Below are 15,089 nucleotides of genomic sequence, written 5' to 3' on the forward strand. Positions count from 1 at the left end.
GACGTGACCCCCACCCGCGAGACCACCGACCGCGCCCCCGCCGGCGTCGTCATCGAAGACCTCCACAAGGCCTACGGCGACAACGAGGTCCTCAAGGGCATCGACATGACGGTCGAGCCCGGCGAGGTCGTCTGCCTCATCGGCGCCTCCGGCTCCGGGAAGTCCACCCTGCTGCGATGTGTGAACCGGCTCGAGGATCCCAACCGCGGCACGATCACCGTGGGGACCCATGAGGCCACCCACGCCGACGTCGACCTGGACGCGATGCGCCGGGAGATCGGCATGGTGTTCCAGCAGTTCAACCTCTTCCCGCATCTGAGCGTGCTCGACAACTGCACCATCACCCCGCGACGGGTGCTGCGGCAGTCGAGGTCCGCCGCCGAGCAGGAGGCGATGACGCAGCTTCGCCGGGTCGGGCTCGAGGAGTTGGCCCAGCGTCGGCCGGACCAGCTCTCCGGCGGTCAGCAGCAGCGCGTGGCCATCGCAAGGGCGCTGACGATGCGGCCGAAGCTGATGCTCTTCGACGAACCGACCTCGGCCCTGGACCCCGAGACGGTGGGCGACGTGCTGGCCATCATGCGTGACCTCGCCGGAGGCGGGATGACCATGATCGTGGTCACCCATGAGATGGGTTTCGCCCGTGAGGTCGCGGACCGCGTCGTGTTCCTCGACCGCGGGCGCGTCATGGAGGAGGGTCCCGCGGCCCAGGTGATCGCCGACCCGCAGCAGCCTCGGACCCGTGACTTCCTGCGCCGAGTCCTGAACCCCACACAAGTCGATCTGGAGGACTGATGCCCCGATTCTCTGACCACACGACGGTGCGGGTCGGCGGGGCGGCGGGGGAGTGGATCGTCGCCGACACCGAGGCGACCGCCCTCGACGTGCTGGCACGGCACCCGCTGCCCGAGGCGGACCGCCGGGAGGCGGGTGAGGACACCCTGCTGATCCTCGGCGGGGGGTCGAACCTGCTCGTCGCCGACGCCGGCTTCTCCGGCACCGTGCTGCAGCTCGCCTTCGACGGCATCGAGGAGGCGCACGCCGAGGACGGTTCGGGGGACGTCGTGGTCACGGTGGCCGCCGGGCACGACTGGGACGACGTCGTCGCCCGGACCGTGGAGCGTCGGTACGCCGGCCTGGAGGCGCTCTCCGGGATCCCAGGAGCCGCGGGAGCCACGCCGGTGCAGAACGTGGGCGCCTATGGGGCCGAGGTCTCCCAGACCATCGTCGACGTGCGCGTCTGGGACCGCGGGCGGGGCGAGGTCGTGGTGATGACCGGTGAGGAGCTCGGATTCGGCTACCGGGATTCGGTGCTCAAGCGCACCACGATCCACGGCTCCCCGCGCTATGTGGTGCTCTCGGTGCGGTTCCGACTGGCTCACCGCGGCGACCGGACGCCCTCGGCGCCCGTGCGCTACGCCGAGCTGGCTCGCTCCCTGGGGCTCGACGTCGACGCCGCCCTCGACCAGCGTCGTGCTCCGCTGCAGGACGTCCGGGACAAGGTCCTGGCCCTGCGTGCGGGCAAGGGGATGGTGCTGGATCCCGCCGATCACGACACCTGGTCCACCGGGTCCTTCTTCACCAACCCGATCCTGCGCGCCGATCAGCTCCCTGAACTCCCCGAGGGGGCCCCGCGGTTCGCCGTCGGGCCCGATGCGGACGGGGCCGACCTGGTGAAGCTCTCGGCCGCGTGGCTGATCGACCGCTCCGGCTGCGGCAAGGGATTCGGCGCCGAGCTGACCGAGGGGCGGGCCAGCCTGTCCACCAAACACACCCTGGCGCTGACCAACCGCGGGTCGGCCTCCGCCGAGGACCTGATCACCGTCGCCCGGGCGGTCCGCGATGCCGTGTCCGACCGCTTCGGCGTCGCCCTGCATCCGGAGCCGGTGCTCATCGGCACCTCCCTATAAGGCCAGAGGGGCGCACATCGGCGTCCGCCCTGCAGTCACAAGACCGGCTCGGCGGGGTGTCCGGACCCTCATCTGCGACTGAAAGAGGCCCCTCGATCCTCGGCGGTTCGGATCAGGGCCGCCATCCGTTCTGCAGCAGCGCGCGTCGAACCTTGTCGATCCCCGGTGCCCACCCGTCCACCATATGGCGTCGTGTGAGCCGCACTTCGTCCCATCCCAGCAGCTCCATCAGTTCGGCGCGTGCCACATCCGACTCGACCTGCCGCGGGTCCGAGTGGTTCTGTCCTTCGTACTGCACGGCCACTCGCCACTGTCGGAACAGCAGGTCGGGCTGCAGCAGCGGACGGCCGTCCGCATCACAGATCCAGCTGTTGACCTCCGGCTCGGGAAGCTGGGCACGCCCCAGGGCCAGGCGCAGATGGGTCTCCGGGGGAGAGTCCGCTCCGATGCGGCTGAGCTTCCAGGCGCGGCGTGCCCGAGCAACACCCCGACCGGGACTGCGCTCCTCGATCGCTGCGGCCAACTGCTCCGGGGTGCACAGCGGTTCACGACGAGTCTCGAACCGAGGGCGCGGGATGCGGATGAGCTGATCGGCCAGGACGACCAGCTCCTCGACGGTGAGCAGGGCCGCGAGGTCTGCCCACGTCCTGGAATGGTCGGTGGTGACGATCTCGCCGACGCGCGTCAGTCGCTCCTGTGCGATCTGCGCCCGATGGCCGAGGAGGATCCCCGGACGACGGATGGCCTTCCGGCCGTCGGTGGTGGCCACTTCGAGCGGCTCGCTGATCTCGAGCGATCGGGGAGACATGTTCAGCAGACGGGCCGATTCGGAGCTCAGCGGCAGCTGCAGGAGTTCGGCGGCGGTGCGATGGGACGCGGCATGGGATCCGTCTGCGGTCACGGCCTCGAGGATGCCCGTGGCCCGCGCGGAGGCGGTGGGGGCCGCTCCCGTGCTCGGGGCGTAGATCCCTCGGGCCAGCCTCGTGGTCTCGCCGCGCCGCACGGCCCGTCGCAGCCCCGCATCGTCGATCCCCGACTCCAGCAGCTCCGCGCGACGACGACCGATGATGTGATGGGATGACATGGCCCCATCCCAGTCGAATCAGAGCCTCCTCGCAGACGTTCTCCACAGGCAGGGCATCGACGTCCGCCTTCCAGTCACCGGATGCGACCCACGGAGGCGGTTCGGGGACTCCTGCGGCTGAAACAGGGACCCCGATCCGTGGTCAGGGGCCGGCTCGGCCTACAGCCGACCGACGGCGATCTGCAGCATGCGGCGCAGCGGCTCGGCCGCGCCCCACAGCAGCTGGTCTCCGATGGTGAACGCGGAGATGTACTCCGGCCCCATCTCCAGCTTCCGGATCCGCCCGACCGGGATGGTCAGCTCACCGGTGGCCGCCACCGGGGTCAGCTGCTCCATCGTGGGCTCCTTCTCGTTGGGCACGACCTTCGCCCAGTCCGACCCGGCGGCGATGATCGACTCGATCTCATCGACCGGCAGGTCCTCACGCAGCTTCAGGGTCAGGGCCTGCGAGTGGGAGCGCAGGGCCCCGACACGCACGCACAGGGACTCGAAGGGGATCGCGTCGCCGCGGCGCTCCACCCCTGGGGCGAGGCTGTCGCCCCGTCCCAGGATCTTGTTGGTCTCGGCGCCGCCCTTCCACTCCTCCTTGGCGAGTCCGCCGCCGAGGTCCGCGTCGATCCAGGGGATCAGCGATCCGGCCAGCGGCACGCCGAACTGGGAGGCGTCGAGCCCGTCGCGCTGGGTGTCGAGCACCTTGCGGTCGATGTCGAGGATCGCCGCCGACGGGTCGGCCAGCTCTCCGGCGACGGCGTCGTGGATGGCGCCGAACTGCGTCAGCAGCTCGCGCATGTGCTTGGCGCCTCCGCCGGAGGCGGCCTGGTAGGTCATCGCGGTGCCCCACTCGACCAGGCCCTCCCGGAACAGGCCGCCGAGCCCCATGAGCATGCAGGAGACGGTGCAGTTGCCGCCGATGAACTCCCGGACCCCGGCGGCGAGGCCGGCGTCGATGACGTCCCGGTTGATCGGGTCCAGGGTGATGATGGAGGAGTCCTCCATCCGCAGGGTCGAGGCGGCGTCGATCCAGATGCCGTCCCAGCCGGCCTCCCGCAGCTTCGGGTAGACCTCCTTGGTGTAGTCCCCGCCCTGGGCGGTGACGATGATCGGCAGCTTCTGCAGGGTCTCCACGTCGAAGGCGTCGTAGAGCGTCTTCTCCTCGAACTCCACGCCGTCGAAGCTCGGCGCCTCGCCCCCGGCGTTCGAGGTGGAGAAGAACACCGGGCTGATGTGGCCGAAGTCCCCCTCGTCGAGCATGCGGCGGATGAGCACCGAGCCCACCATGCCGCGCCAGCCGACGATGCCCACGGACGGGCTCTCACCGGCCCCGGAGGACAGAGCGTGTGCGTCAGGGGATGTCGAAGTAGTCATGGCACCAGATTAGCGAACCGTGCGCCGAACCCCTATGACTCAGTCGACGTGCCTGCGTCCGCCGAGGTGGTGATGCTCGATCCGGTAGCGGACGCCGCTCTCAGCGGTGTGCCACCCGGAGGACGGATCGGAGGAGGCCAGGTACCACCGGTCCTCCGGAAGCTCGGGGGCCAGAGTGTCGCCGGGTTCGGTGAGGTCGATGACGGTCACCACGGCCAGCTCTGCGAGCGCCTCGGCCACCGCCTCCGCGTAGATCGCGCCGCCTCCCATGATCCAGACGTCGGCTTCGCCCGTCTCGGAGCGGGGGGTCTCGGAGAGCAGGTCGAGGGCGGCGTCGAGGGACGAGGCCGTCTCCGCCCCCGCCTCGACGATCGTCGCCGCGTAGTCCGAGGAGGAGGTGACCACCACGTTGCGGCGACCCGGGAGCGGACGGAACCTGGCCGGCAGCGACTCCCAGGTGCGGCGCCCCATGATCAGCGGTGCGCCGGCGGTGGTCCTGCGGAAGTGGCGCAGATCCTCGGGCAGGTGCCAGGGCATGCCGCCCTCGGCACCGATGACGCGGTCCACCGTCTGCGCCCAGATCATGCCGATCCGCGGCGCCCGGGCACGGTGGTCGGTCATACGGCCACCGGGGCCGAGATGGTCGGATGATGCTGGTAGTCGAGCACCTCGATGTCCTCGAACTCGTAGTCGAAGATCGACGCGGGGGTGCGTCCGAAGCGCAGCCGGGGGTACGGGTACGGCTCCCGGCCCAGCTGCTCGCGGACCTGCTCGTGGTGGTTGTCGTAGATGTGGCAGTCCCCGCCGGTCCACACGAACTCTGCCGGTCGGAGCCCCGTCTGTTCGGCCACCATCGCGGTGAGCAGCGCGTAGGAGGCGATGTTGAAGGGGACACCCAGGAAGAGGTCGGCCGACCGCTGGTAGAGCTGACAGGACAGTTCGCCGTCGGCCGCGTAGAACTGGAACATGGTGTGGCACGGCGGCAGCGCCATCCGGTCCACCTCGGCCGGGTTCCACGCGGTGACGATGTGTCGTCGTGAGTCCGGGTTGTGCCGGAGGGAGTCCACGACGCCGGCGATCTGGTCCACCGACCCGCCGTCGGGGGTGGGCCAGGAGCGCCACTGCACGCCGTAGACCGGACCGAGGTCGCCGTCGTCGTCGGCCCACTCGTTCCAGATCCGCACCCCCCGCTCCTGCAGCCACCGGACGTTGGAGTCTCCCCGCAGGAACCACAGCAGCTCGAGCGCGACGGAGCGGAAGTGGACCCGCTTGGTGGTGATCAGGGGGAAGGACTCGCGCAGATCGAACCGCATCTGCCGGCCGAAGACGCTGCGCGTGCCGGTGCCGGTGCGGTCGGACTTGGCGGTCCCCTGCCGCATGACCTCGGCGAGCAGATCCTCGTACGGCGTGGGCACGGCGGAGTCGGTGGCCGTGCGCGGAAGGTCGTCGCTGGTCATCCGGCAGCGACCAGGTTCCTGCGGTGCTCGGGGTACCGGCGGAGGTAGTCGTCGATGTACGAGCACTCCGAGGTGAAGGACGTCCCGTCGGCTTCGAGCTTCTCCAGCAGCAGCGTCACCAGGCAGCGGGCGTAGCCCCGACGGCCGAACCGGGGGCTGATGACCGTGTGCTGCAGCCGCATCACCGGGTCGCCGCCGATGGTGTCCTCGGAGTAGCCGATGAATCCGATGAACGTCTCGGCGCCGTCGACGTCGTCCCACAGCTCGACGCGTCGCCTGTCCTCGTCGATGCGCATCTCAGCGTGAGGGTGCACATTCTGCCGCGCGCCTCCGCCGGAGGCCTGTGCCTGATGGTCCATACGCCGAGACTACCGTCTCCGGCTCAGTCGTCGAAGGGCTCGTAGACCTCGAGGGACACGACCTCGCCGCTGCGGTCGAGCGCCTGCTGGGCGACGACGACGGCGCCGGGGCGCAGATACGGGTCCGACGTCGGCAGCGCTTCGCGGACTGCGGACTGAGGCGTCCAGGAGCCGAGCTCGGCCAGCACCACCGGCAGCACGGGCCGGTGCGTGCACAGCACGGTGGGCAGCAGGGTCTCCAACGACTTCCGGGTCCTCGAGGCGGCCTTCTTCGGCCGTTCCGCGGCGCGCTTCTCGGTCAGGGACTTCCGGTGCTTGAGCCGATGCCCGTGCTTCTTGGAGTAGGGGGCGACCGTCTCCACGCAGCGTCGCCAGGGGCTGGTGTCGACCAGGCGCGGCCGCCAGGCCGTCAGCAGGGCGCCCACGGCCTTGGCCTGGCGCTTGCCGGTCGCGGCGAGGGGCCGCTCCGCCTCGGCCCGCGACCACGAGGTCCGGGGCTTGGCCTTGGCGTGCCGCAGCACGATGAACGGCGAGGTGCGAAGCCGCGCGGACTCCGCCAGACGTGCGAGCTCGTCGAGGGGCTCCACGTCGGAGCGGTTGCTGAGCATCTTCCGCGCCTCCTCGACGGTGACCCAGCGCACCTCGTCGGTCTCGGAGCCGTCGGGCTCGGCGCGTCCGGAGACGGCCTCCGCCGCCCAGTACCAGACCTCCTTGGAGCGGCCGCCGCGCCCGTTGGCCACCGTGTAGCGGGTGACCGGCAGGGGCACGCCCAGCCGGACCGTCAGCCCGATCTCCTCGCGGACTTCGCGGACGGCGCATTCGGGCAGGGTCTCCCCGGGGTCCAGCTTGCCCTTCGGGAAGGACCAGTCGTCGTAGCGGGGACGGTGGATGAGCAGCACCTCGAGCCGGCCGCGCGCGGTCCTCCAGCACAGGGCGCCGGCGGCCAGGACCTGCGAGGTCGGGGGCGCGTCGGTGTGGCGCGCGGTCCTTCGGTGGGGCGTCGTCGTCACAGGGGCTCCTGGGTCGTCGCGGAGGGTTCCGTGGCGTCCGGCTCAGGCATCCGGCTCAGGCGTCCGATTCCGGTGCGTACATGATGTCCACGTCCCACCGGGTGAAGCCCAGGCGACGGTAGAGCTCGACGGCGGAGGTGTTGTCCGCGTCGACGTAGAGCATGACCGCCCGCAGACCCTGCCGGTGCAGGTGCTCGATGCCGGCCAGCGTCAGGGCCTTGCCGAGCCCGCGTCCCTGGGCCTCGGGCACCACGCCGACGACGTACACCTCGCCGAGGGCCTCGTCGCGACCCTCGGACGGGTCGCGGGGGTGGACCTTTGTCCAGTGGAAGCCGAGGAGTTCGCCGGCCTCCTCGGCCAGCAGGAAGCCGGCCGGGTCGAACCAGTCCTCGGACATGCGGCTGTGCAGGTCCTCCATGGTGAGGTGGCCCTGCTCCGGGTGGTCGGCGAAGGCGGCGGCGTTGGCCATCAGCCAGTCCTCGTCGTCGCGTCCCGGCTCGAAGGCGCGGATCGTCACCGTCTCCGGCAGGCGGGCCTCGGGGACGTCCTCGGGCGAGGTCAGGCGCATGCGCCACAGCGCGCGCACCGGCGACCAGCCGAAGCGGGTGCTGAGCGGCTGGGCCGCATCGTGTTCACCGTGCGCCCACGCCCGTCGCAGCCGTCCCGTCTCGGGGGACAGCGGGCCGCCGACCAGCGCGCCGGCGAGCTGGGTGCCGATGCCGTGCTGTCGGAAGGAGGGCCGGACCACGAGCTCCATGACGTCGGGGGTGGCGTCCTCCGAGTGGCCGCCGTCGCCGCGCACCACGACGCCGGCGCCGACCAGCAGGCGCTCCCCGTCGCGGGTCCAGGCGTAGGCGATGTGCAGGGGGGCGTCCTCCCCGGCGCCGGTCTCCGCGGCCTGGTGCATCTCCACCAGAGTCTGCTCGGAGAACGGCGGATTCCCGTCGGCCTGCTCGGCCGAGCGTGCGAGGTCGGCCAGCGCGTCGAGCTGCTCGCCGGTGGGTGCTCCGCGCAGGATCTCGACGTCCGTCTCGGGGGAGTCCTCGGCAGTGGGCGGTGCGGCGCTCATGCCACCACTGTATCCGAGGGGCTCGGCGCTCAGGGGCTCTGGGACTCCGCCCCGGGAGCGTGGGCGACAAGCCGGTAGCCGACGTTGCGCACCGTGCCGATGAGGGACTCGTGGTCGGATCCCAGCTTGGCCCGCAGACGCCGGATGTGGACGTCGACGGTGCGAGTTCCCCCGAAGTAGTCGTACCCCCAGACGTCCTGGAGGAGCTGCTCGCGGGTGAACACCTGGCCCGGGTGCAGCGCCAGGTGCTTGAGCAGCTCGAACTCCTTATAGGTGAGGTTCAGCATCCGTCCGCGGATCGCGGCCATGTAGGTGGACTCGTCGATGACGATGCCGCCTGCGCGGATCTCGGTCTCGGAGGCCTCCGGCTCGGCGTGGGACGCCCCCAGGCGGATGCGGGCCTCGAGCTCGGCCGGGGCGATGTGGGTCAGGACGAAGTCGTCGATGCCCCAGCCCTCGTTCAGCGCCGCCAGTCCGGACTCGGCCATGACGGCGACGACGGCCGCACCCAGGGTCTCGTGGGCCAGGGCGCACAGGGAGCGGGCGTGCGCGAGTCCGGTGCGGGCGTCGACGAAGACGACGTCGCAGTCGGGCGCATGCACCAGGGAGGAGGCCTGTGCGGCCATGGTGCGGACGCGGTGGCCCAGCAGGTCGAGGGCGGGCAGGGCGTCGTCCTGTGCGTCGGAGAGCACGAGCACCGTGGCCATCTGACCCCCTCGCGCGTGTTCTCGGCCTGCCCGGTCCGGTCGAGTATATCGGTCGGTCCTCTGGCAAGATGGCGGAGTGTGATGAAGTACCTGCCCCTGGTCGGCTCCGCCCTGCTCAGCTCCGCCGCACTGCTGCTGGCCTCGCTGCTCGGCACCGCGGCCGTCGCCCTGGTGGCGTGCGGGGTGTGCGTGCTCATCGCATGGGGCTGGCCGCAGCTGATGGGGGTCACCGCGCGGACCTCTCTGTCGGTCGTCATCCTCATCGCAGGGGTGGTCGCGGTGCTGGGTGCGTCGCTGGTGGAGCGGGCCTCGGCGCTGTTCTTCTGGTCCACCGTGGCTCTGGCCTTCGGCGTCATGGTGGTCTTCGTCATCCAGGTGCTGCGTGGGACCGGGCGCCCGCAGCGCCTCGAATCCACGCTCGGGGCCTCCACCGGGGTGGTGATCTCGACGACCGCCGCCGGGTGGGTCGCCGGGTACCGGTACCCGCTGGAGCTGACTGGGGTGGAGGACGACGAGGACGACACCCGCGTGATCACCGTCCGGGGGCTGCTGCCGACGGAGGGCGACGGCTTCCTCGGCGTCTCGGGGCAGGGCGAGACGCTGAGCATCATCGGGCTGGGTGCGCTGCTGCTGCTCGTGGTGGTGCTCATCGCGTCCCTGCCGGCCCGCGACCGGGTCGTCTTCCCGCTGGTCATCGTCGGCGGCGTCGTCGCCGGTGTCGCCGCAGGCTTCGTCTGGGGGCAGGCGACCATCCTGTTCTGCGCCATCCTCGGCGCCGGCGCCGGAGTGCTCGTGGGGGCGTTCCGTCGGTTCCTCATCCTGCAGGGCGCCCCCGCTGGGGTCCGCGCACGGACCGCCGTGGGGGCGGCTCCGGTCGCCGCGTTGGGAGCCGTCATCTACTTCGCCGAGCGGCTGCTCATCGGCTGAGCCCGACGTCGGACCGCGGGAGCCTCGCCGAGCCGCTAGACTGTCCGCATGGAATTCGGTCTGCAGAACGTCTCAGTCCTGGCCCTGGAGATCTTCTTCATCGGCCTGCTCGTCCTCTCGGTCCTCGCCATCGGCGGGATCTCCCTGACCGTGGTCAGCCGCCTCTTCAAGGGTCAGCGCTGATCCATGGCTCCTATGGAGCTGCCCACCGATCTCACACCTGAGCTGGTGCCGCTGTACTGGCTCCTCGGCGCCTGGGAGGGTCAGGGTCGTCTGGGCACGGGGGAGGACGGCGACCCCGCGTTCACCCAGCGGGTGACCTTCCGCGACTCCGGGATGGAGTTCGTGGAGTACCGCGCCGAGACCCGCCTGACCGATGAGGACGGGACTCCGCTGCGCCCGCTGTCGGTGGAGTCCGGGTTCTGGGCGCTCGACCGGCCTCGGGCGGACGCCGACGTCGGCCCCGGGCTCAACCCCGGCGACGTCGTCCCCGCCTACCGCAGCGCCGAGGATGTGCAGGGTCTGGCCGCCGAGGACGGTTCCTTCCCGCTGACCGCGACCATCACCCACCCCGGTTCGCTGACCGAGCTCTACTACGGTCGCATCCGGGGCCCGCAGCTGCAGATCACCACCGATGCGGTCATGCGCGGTGAGCACGCCGCGGAATACCCGGCGGCCACCCGGATGTTCGGACTGGTGGAGGACAAGCTGTTCTGGCGCTGGGACGTCCAGGGCCCGGACGGCGAGATGGCCCCACACGCCTCAGCGATCCTGAACCGCGTCGCCTCATCCCGGGAGGCCTGAGACCTCCCCGGCGCCGACCTGGAGGAGATCCCCGATGACCGCGTCCGAGACGCCGACCGACGCCCCCGCCGCCGACGCTGCGACGTCCGGGGGCTCCCCGATGCTCGACCGCCCCGGTGCGGTGCCCGGAATCGGCGAGGACGCCGGTGCGGCCGCGCACTACGGCTCTCCCGTCCCCGAGCAGCGTGCTCTCGATGCCGGCCGTGCGGTCGTCGACCTGTCCCACCGGGGCGTGGTCACCGTCACCGGTGCCGATCGTCTCTCGTGGCTCACCACGCTCTCCTCCCAGCAGCTCACCGACCTGACGCCCGGGGAGTCCCGCGAGCTGCTGATGCTGGACATCTCCGGGCGCATCGAGCAGTGGGCCGGCATCGTCGACGACGGTGAGACCGCCTGGCTGATCACGGAAGGGTCCTGGGCGGCTGGGCTGACCGGCTGGCTGGACTCGATGCGCTTCGCCATGCGGGTCGAAGTGGCCGACCGCTCGGCGGACATCGCGGTCCTCGGCTCCACGGAGCCCCTGCCGGAGGCGGCTCTGAGCGCCGCAGACCTCGACGACACCGTCCGGTGGGAGGACCCGTGGCCCCGGCTCGGCCCCGGCGCGGCCAGCTATGCGGCCTTCGACGAGGACGACCACCCGGGGCTGGACTGGTCATGGCACCTGACCCTGGTGCCGCGCGCCGGACTCGAGGTCCTGACCGAGAAGCTGGCTGAGGCCGGGCTCGGCCTGGCCGGCACGTGGGCCGCCGAGGCCCTGCGTGTGGCGGCCCGCCGTCCGCGCCTCGCCCGTGAGGTGGACGCCAAGACGATCCCGCATGAGCTGGACCTCATCCGGACCGCGGTCCACCTCTCCAAGGGCTGCTACAAGGGTCAGGAGACCGTCGCCCGGGTCCACAACCTCGGACACCCGCCGCGTCGGCTGACGTTCCTGCACCTCGACGGGTCCGAGCACGCCCACCCCCGGCCGGGTGCCGAGGTGCTGGCGCCGAAGGACCCGCAGGCCGATGCCGAGGCGCTGGCCTCGGAGCGCGCCGTGGGCGTGGTGACCTCTGTGGCCCTGCACCATGAGATGGGCCCGATCGCCCTGGCCGTGCTGAAGCGGCGCGCCGATCCCGAGCAGCAGCTCGTCGTGCGCGACACGGTCGAGGACCACCCGTCGTTCTGGGCGGCGTCCCAGGAGATGGTGGTCCGGCCGGACGCGGGGATGACGGTGGGCCGTCCGCAGGGCGACTTCGTCCGGCGCGGTCGCCGCTGAGCGCGGCTCCGCTCAGGCGAGGATCACCGTGGTCTGGGTCCCGGCCGCGCTGAATCCGAGATGCTGCGCGATCCGCAGCGAGGCCTCGTTCTCGAATGCGACTCGCCACTGCGGCACCAGGCCCTCGACGAAGGCCTCCTCCGCGGCGATCGCCGCGACCCGGCCGCCCAGACCGCGGCCTCGGCGGTCCGGTCGGGTGAGCACCCCCAGGTGCGCCAAGGTGTGGTGCCAGATCTGCCGGCACGAGGCCGCCGCTGCGTCGGGGCCGTCCGACGACTGCGGATCCAGCATCAGCGTGGCGGTCCATTCGGCCTCCGCGACGCCTGAGACGGCGACGTCGTCGGCCGGGCACCGGGACGTGACCGCCCTGACGTCGGCGGGGTCGAAGGAGACCGTCGCCGGCTCCTGGAGCGTCGGCGGAGCAGGCTCTTCGCAGTAGAGGAGCCGCGATGCGCCGAGCGCCCGAGCTCCGGGGTGCTCCGGAAGCATCAGCTCCAGCAGTCGACGCTCCGAGACCAGGTCCTCGTCCGAGGTGCCGCGCAGGGCGTCCAGTGCACTCTCCGGGCCGGTCACCGCCGTGCGCCCGAAGAGCCGGACCACGGTCACCGCGGAGGCGTCGTCGTCGACCACTCCGAGCCGCTCGCGGTCGGAGTCGAAGGCGTCGTCCCCCAGGCCGAGCATCCGGGCCCAGGTGAAGCCGATGATCTGTCGGGTCTGTTCGGTCAGCGTCATGGCCGGTGCAGGGCCTCTCGTCGAAGGGGCTGCCGCCCCGCGGGTGAGGTGAGGTCGGCGGGGTCAGCGGCCGAAGAGGATCTGCGCCTCCTCGTAGCGCTCCGGCGGGACCTCCTTGAGCCCGTCGAGGGCCTCGGCGAGGTCCACCGTCTCGATCTCGGTGCCCCGCAGCGCGGCCATATGGCCCCAGGCGCCCTCGTGGACCAGGTCGAGGGCCTTGATGCCGAACCGCGTGGCCAGCACCCGGTCGAAGCCGGTCGGGTTCCCGCCCCTCTGGATGTGGCCCAGGGTGGTGTTCCTCGTCTCGATCCCGGTGCTCTGCTCGATCTGATGGGTCAGCCGTTCACCGATCCCGCCGAGGCGGGGGCGCCCGTCGGCCTCACGGCCCTTGTCCGCAAAGGCCTCGTCGGAGCCCTCCGGGACATATCCCTCGGCGACGACGACCAGCGCGGATCGTCCGCGCGCGTGGACCTGCTGCACCCACTCGGACACCTGCTCCATGGCCACCCGCTGCTCGGGGATCAGGATGGCGTGCGCCCCGGCGGCCATGCCCGAATGCAGGGCGATCCAACCGACGTGGCGGCCCATGACCTCGGCGACCATGCACCGGCTGTGGGACTCCCCGGTGGTGCGTAGGCGGTCCATCGCGTCGGTGGCGATGGAGACCGCCGTGTCGAAGCCGAAGGTGTAGTCGGTGGCCCTGAGGTCGTTGTCGATGGTCTTGGGCACACCCACGATGGGGAGGCCGTCGTCGGCGAGCCGCTTCGCTCCCGCCAGCGTCCCCTCACCGCCGATGGCGATGACGGCGTCGAGGCCGTCGCGGCGCATCTGGGCGCGGATGTTCTCCGGACCGCCGTCGGGGTGGTTGTAGGGGTGGGTGCGGGAGGTGCCGAGGATGGTGCCGCCCTGTCTGGCGAGTCCTCGGACGTCCTGGCGCGCGAGTTCGACGTGGTCGCCCTCGATGAGGCCCCGCCACCCGTCGCGGATGCCCACGAACTCGTCGCCGTAGCTCTTGATGCCGTGGAGGACCGCCGAACGGATCACGGCGTTGAGTCCGGGGCAGTCGCCGCCGGAGGTGAGCAGGCCGATGCGCATGGTGGAGGCCCTGAGCCTTTCTGGACGGGTCTGAGAGGGGTCTGGGACGGGGTCTTGGGACGGGTGCTGCGGTGTTCAGCCGCGCCCGAGCAGGTCGGCGATGCGGTCGAGGCCGCGGTGCAGGTCGTCGTCGCCGAGTGCGTAGGACAGGCGCAGGTAGCCGCTGGGGCCGAACGCCTCGCCGGGCACGACGGCGACCTTCGCCTGCTCGAGGATGACCTCGGCGAGCTCGGCGGAGGTCTGCGGGGTCGTGCCCCCGACCTCGCGGCCCAGGGCCCCACGGACGTCCACGTAGGCGTAGAAGGCGCCCTCCGGGGTCGGGCAGCTGAAGCCGGCCACCGCGTCGAGCCCCTCGACCATCGCGCGACGGCGCCGGTCGAAGGCCTCGCGCATCCGGGCCACGGCGTCCTGAGGCCCGGTGAGGGCCTCCAGCGCCGCCATCTGGGAGACGTTGGCCACGTTGGAGGTCGCGTGGGACTGCAGGTTCGAAGCGGCCTTGATCAGGTCCTGGGGGCCGACCATCCAGCCGACCCGCCAGCCGGTCATCGCGTAGGTCTTCGCCACGCCGGAGAGCACGACCACCTGGTCGGCGAGCTCGGTGAGCGAGGCGACGGAGGTGAACGGGACGCCGTCGTAGGTGAGCTGCTCGTAGATCTCGTCGGTGACGACCCAGAGTCCCTTCTGAGCGGCCCATCGGCCGATCTCTGCGACCTGCTCAGGGCTGTGGACCGCTCCCGTGGGGTTCGAGGGGGACACGAACACCAGCACCTTGGTCCGTTCGGTGACGGCCTCCTCGAGCTGGTCGACGGTCACCCTGTAGCCCTGCTCGGGTCCGGCGAAGACGTCGACGGGCACTCCGCCCGCCAGCTTCACGGACTCGGGGTAGGTGGTCCAGTAGGGGGCCGGCAGCAGCACCTCGTCGCCCGGGTCCAGCAGCGCGGCGAAGGTGTTGAACACCGCCTGCTTGCCGCCGTTGGTGACCAGCACGTTCGCGGCCTCCACTGCGAACCCGGAGTCGCGGGAGGTCTTCTCGGCGATCGCCTCGCGCAGCGCGGGCAGGCCGGCGGCGGGGGAGTATCGGTGGAACCTGGGGTCGCGGGCGGCCTCGACGGCTGCGTCGACGATGTTCTCCGGCGTGGGGAAGTCGGGCTCGCCGGCGCCGAAGCCGATGACGTCCTCGCCCTCGGCCTTGAGGGCCTTGGCCTTGGCGTCCACCGCCAGGGTGGCGGACTCGGCGATCGACCCGATGCGCTCAGAGACGCGGGCGGAGGGGGCTGTCATGATGTCGTCCTCATCGTCGTGCTGTGCTGGGTTCCCG

General features: G+C 71.3%; 17 protein-coding genes. 6 read left to right on the forward strand and 11 right to left on the reverse strand.

Annotated elements, in window-relative coordinates:
• Window positions 1–3: 3 nt before the first annotated feature.
• Window positions 4–792, forward strand: a complete 789-nt coding sequence (locus N7E59_RS06255; protein ID WP_315942994.1) for an amino acid ABC transporter ATP-binding protein — start codon at window positions 4–6, stop codon at window positions 790–792.
• On the forward strand, window positions 792–1,907 hold the full coding sequence (locus tag N7E59_RS06260) for a UDP-N-acetylmuramate dehydrogenase (RefSeq protein ID WP_261624065.1): 1,116 nt from the start codon (window positions 792–794) through the stop codon (window positions 1,905–1,907). Before N7E59_RS06255 ends, N7E59_RS06260 begins: the two co-directional genes overlap by 1 nt.
• A 112-nt stretch (window positions 1,908–2,019) precedes the next feature.
• Here N7E59_RS06260 and N7E59_RS06265 read toward each other — a convergent pair whose 3' ends face one another.
• The 8 genes from N7E59_RS06265 to N7E59_RS06300 all read right to left on the reverse strand — a co-directional run bounded on the left by N7E59_RS06265 (window position 2,020) and on the right by N7E59_RS06300 (window position 8,958).
• A complete protein-coding gene (locus N7E59_RS06265) occupies window positions 2,020–2,991 on the reverse strand; it encodes a type IV toxin-antitoxin system AbiEi family antitoxin domain-containing protein (RefSeq protein WP_261624066.1) in 972 nt (323 codons plus the stop codon).
• Between the two features lie 159 nt (window positions 2,992–3,150).
• On the reverse strand, window positions 3,151–4,356 hold the full coding sequence (asd, locus tag N7E59_RS06270) for an aspartate-semialdehyde dehydrogenase (protein WP_261624067.1): 1,206 nt from the start codon (window positions 4,354–4,356) through the stop codon (window positions 3,151–3,153).
• Window positions 4,357–4,395: 39 nt separating this feature from the next.
• On the reverse strand, window positions 4,396–4,977 hold the full coding sequence (locus N7E59_RS06275) for a dihydrofolate reductase (protein WP_261624068.1): 582 nt from the start codon (window positions 4,975–4,977) through the stop codon (window positions 4,396–4,398).
• Window positions 4,974–5,813 (reverse strand): thymidylate synthase, encoded by an 840-nt coding sequence (locus tag N7E59_RS06280; RefSeq protein WP_315942995.1) that lies wholly within the window; start codon window positions 5,811–5,813, stop codon window positions 4,974–4,976. Before N7E59_RS06280 ends, N7E59_RS06275 begins: the two co-directional genes overlap by 4 nt.
• Window positions 5,810–6,172: a GNAT family N-acetyltransferase gene (locus N7E59_RS06285; protein WP_261624069.1), complete on the reverse strand. Its 363-nt coding sequence runs from the start codon at window positions 6,170–6,172 to the stop codon at window positions 5,810–5,812. Before N7E59_RS06285 ends, N7E59_RS06280 begins: the two co-directional genes overlap by 4 nt.
• Window positions 6,173–6,195: 23 nt before the next feature.
• On the reverse strand, window positions 6,196–7,182 hold the full coding sequence (locus tag N7E59_RS06290; protein ID WP_261624070.1) for an NUDIX hydrolase: 987 nt from the start codon (window positions 7,180–7,182) through the stop codon (window positions 6,196–6,198).
• A gap of 55 nt (window positions 7,183–7,237) precedes the next feature.
• Window positions 7,238–8,251 carry a mycothiol synthase gene (gene mshD / locus N7E59_RS06295; RefSeq protein WP_261624071.1) on the reverse strand — a complete coding sequence of 338 codons (1,014 nt, stop codon included), beginning with the start codon at window positions 8,249–8,251 and terminating at the stop codon, window positions 7,238–7,240.
• A 29-nt stretch (window positions 8,252–8,280) separates the two neighbouring features.
• Complete coding sequence (locus N7E59_RS06300) at window positions 8,281–8,958, reverse strand: response regulator transcription factor (RefSeq protein ID WP_261624072.1); 678 nt, start codon at window positions 8,956–8,958, stop codon at window positions 8,281–8,283.
• Window positions 8,959–9,039: 81 nt separating this feature from the next.
• Between N7E59_RS06300 and N7E59_RS06305 the strand changes: the two genes are divergently transcribed.
• From N7E59_RS06305 to ygfZ, 4 genes are read left to right on the forward strand one after another with little or no spacing between them, the layout of a single operon-like run.
• Complete coding sequence (locus N7E59_RS06305) at window positions 9,040–9,885, forward strand: hypothetical protein (RefSeq protein ID WP_261624073.1); 846 nt, start codon at window positions 9,040–9,042, stop codon at window positions 9,883–9,885.
• Between the two features lie 48 nt (window positions 9,886–9,933).
• Window positions 9,934–10,068 carry a hypothetical protein gene (locus N7E59_RS06310; RefSeq protein WP_261624074.1) on the forward strand — a complete coding sequence of 45 codons (135 nt, stop codon included), beginning with the start codon at window positions 9,934–9,936 and terminating at the stop codon, window positions 10,066–10,068.
• A gap of 3 nt (window positions 10,069–10,071) precedes the next feature.
• Window positions 10,072–10,689 (forward strand): nitrobindin family protein, encoded by a 618-nt coding sequence (locus tag N7E59_RS06315; protein WP_261624075.1) that lies wholly within the window; start codon window positions 10,072–10,074, stop codon window positions 10,687–10,689.
• 34 nt (window positions 10,690–10,723) lie between these two features.
• Complete coding sequence (gene ygfZ, locus N7E59_RS06320) at window positions 10,724–11,944, forward strand: CAF17-like 4Fe-4S cluster assembly/insertion protein YgfZ (protein WP_261624076.1); 1,221 nt, start codon at window positions 10,724–10,726, stop codon at window positions 11,942–11,944.
• Window positions 11,945–11,956: 12 nt separating this feature from the next.
• Here the strand turns inward: ygfZ and N7E59_RS06325 are convergent, their stop codons facing one another.
• The 3 genes from N7E59_RS06325 to N7E59_RS06335 form a co-directional block, all read right to left on the reverse strand.
• Window positions 11,957–12,676 (reverse strand): GNAT family N-acetyltransferase, encoded by a 720-nt coding sequence (locus N7E59_RS06325; protein ID WP_261624077.1) that lies wholly within the window; start codon window positions 12,674–12,676, stop codon window positions 11,957–11,959.
• Between the two features lie 63 nt (window positions 12,677–12,739).
• Window positions 12,740–13,771 carry a 6-phosphofructokinase gene (locus tag N7E59_RS06330; RefSeq protein ID WP_261624078.1) on the reverse strand — a complete coding sequence of 344 codons (1,032 nt, stop codon included), beginning with the start codon at window positions 13,769–13,771 and terminating at the stop codon, window positions 12,740–12,742.
• A 75-nt stretch (window positions 13,772–13,846) separates the two neighbouring features.
• A complete protein-coding gene (locus tag N7E59_RS06335) occupies window positions 13,847–15,052 on the reverse strand; it encodes a pyridoxal phosphate-dependent aminotransferase (RefSeq protein ID WP_261624079.1) in 1,206 nt (401 codons plus the stop codon).
• Window positions 15,053–15,089: the final 37 nt, after the last annotated feature.

Source organism: Nesterenkonia marinintestina (genome assembly GCF_025420485.1).
Classification (GTDB): Bacteria; Actinomycetota; Actinomycetes; order Actinomycetales; family Micrococcaceae; genus Nesterenkonia; species Nesterenkonia marinintestina.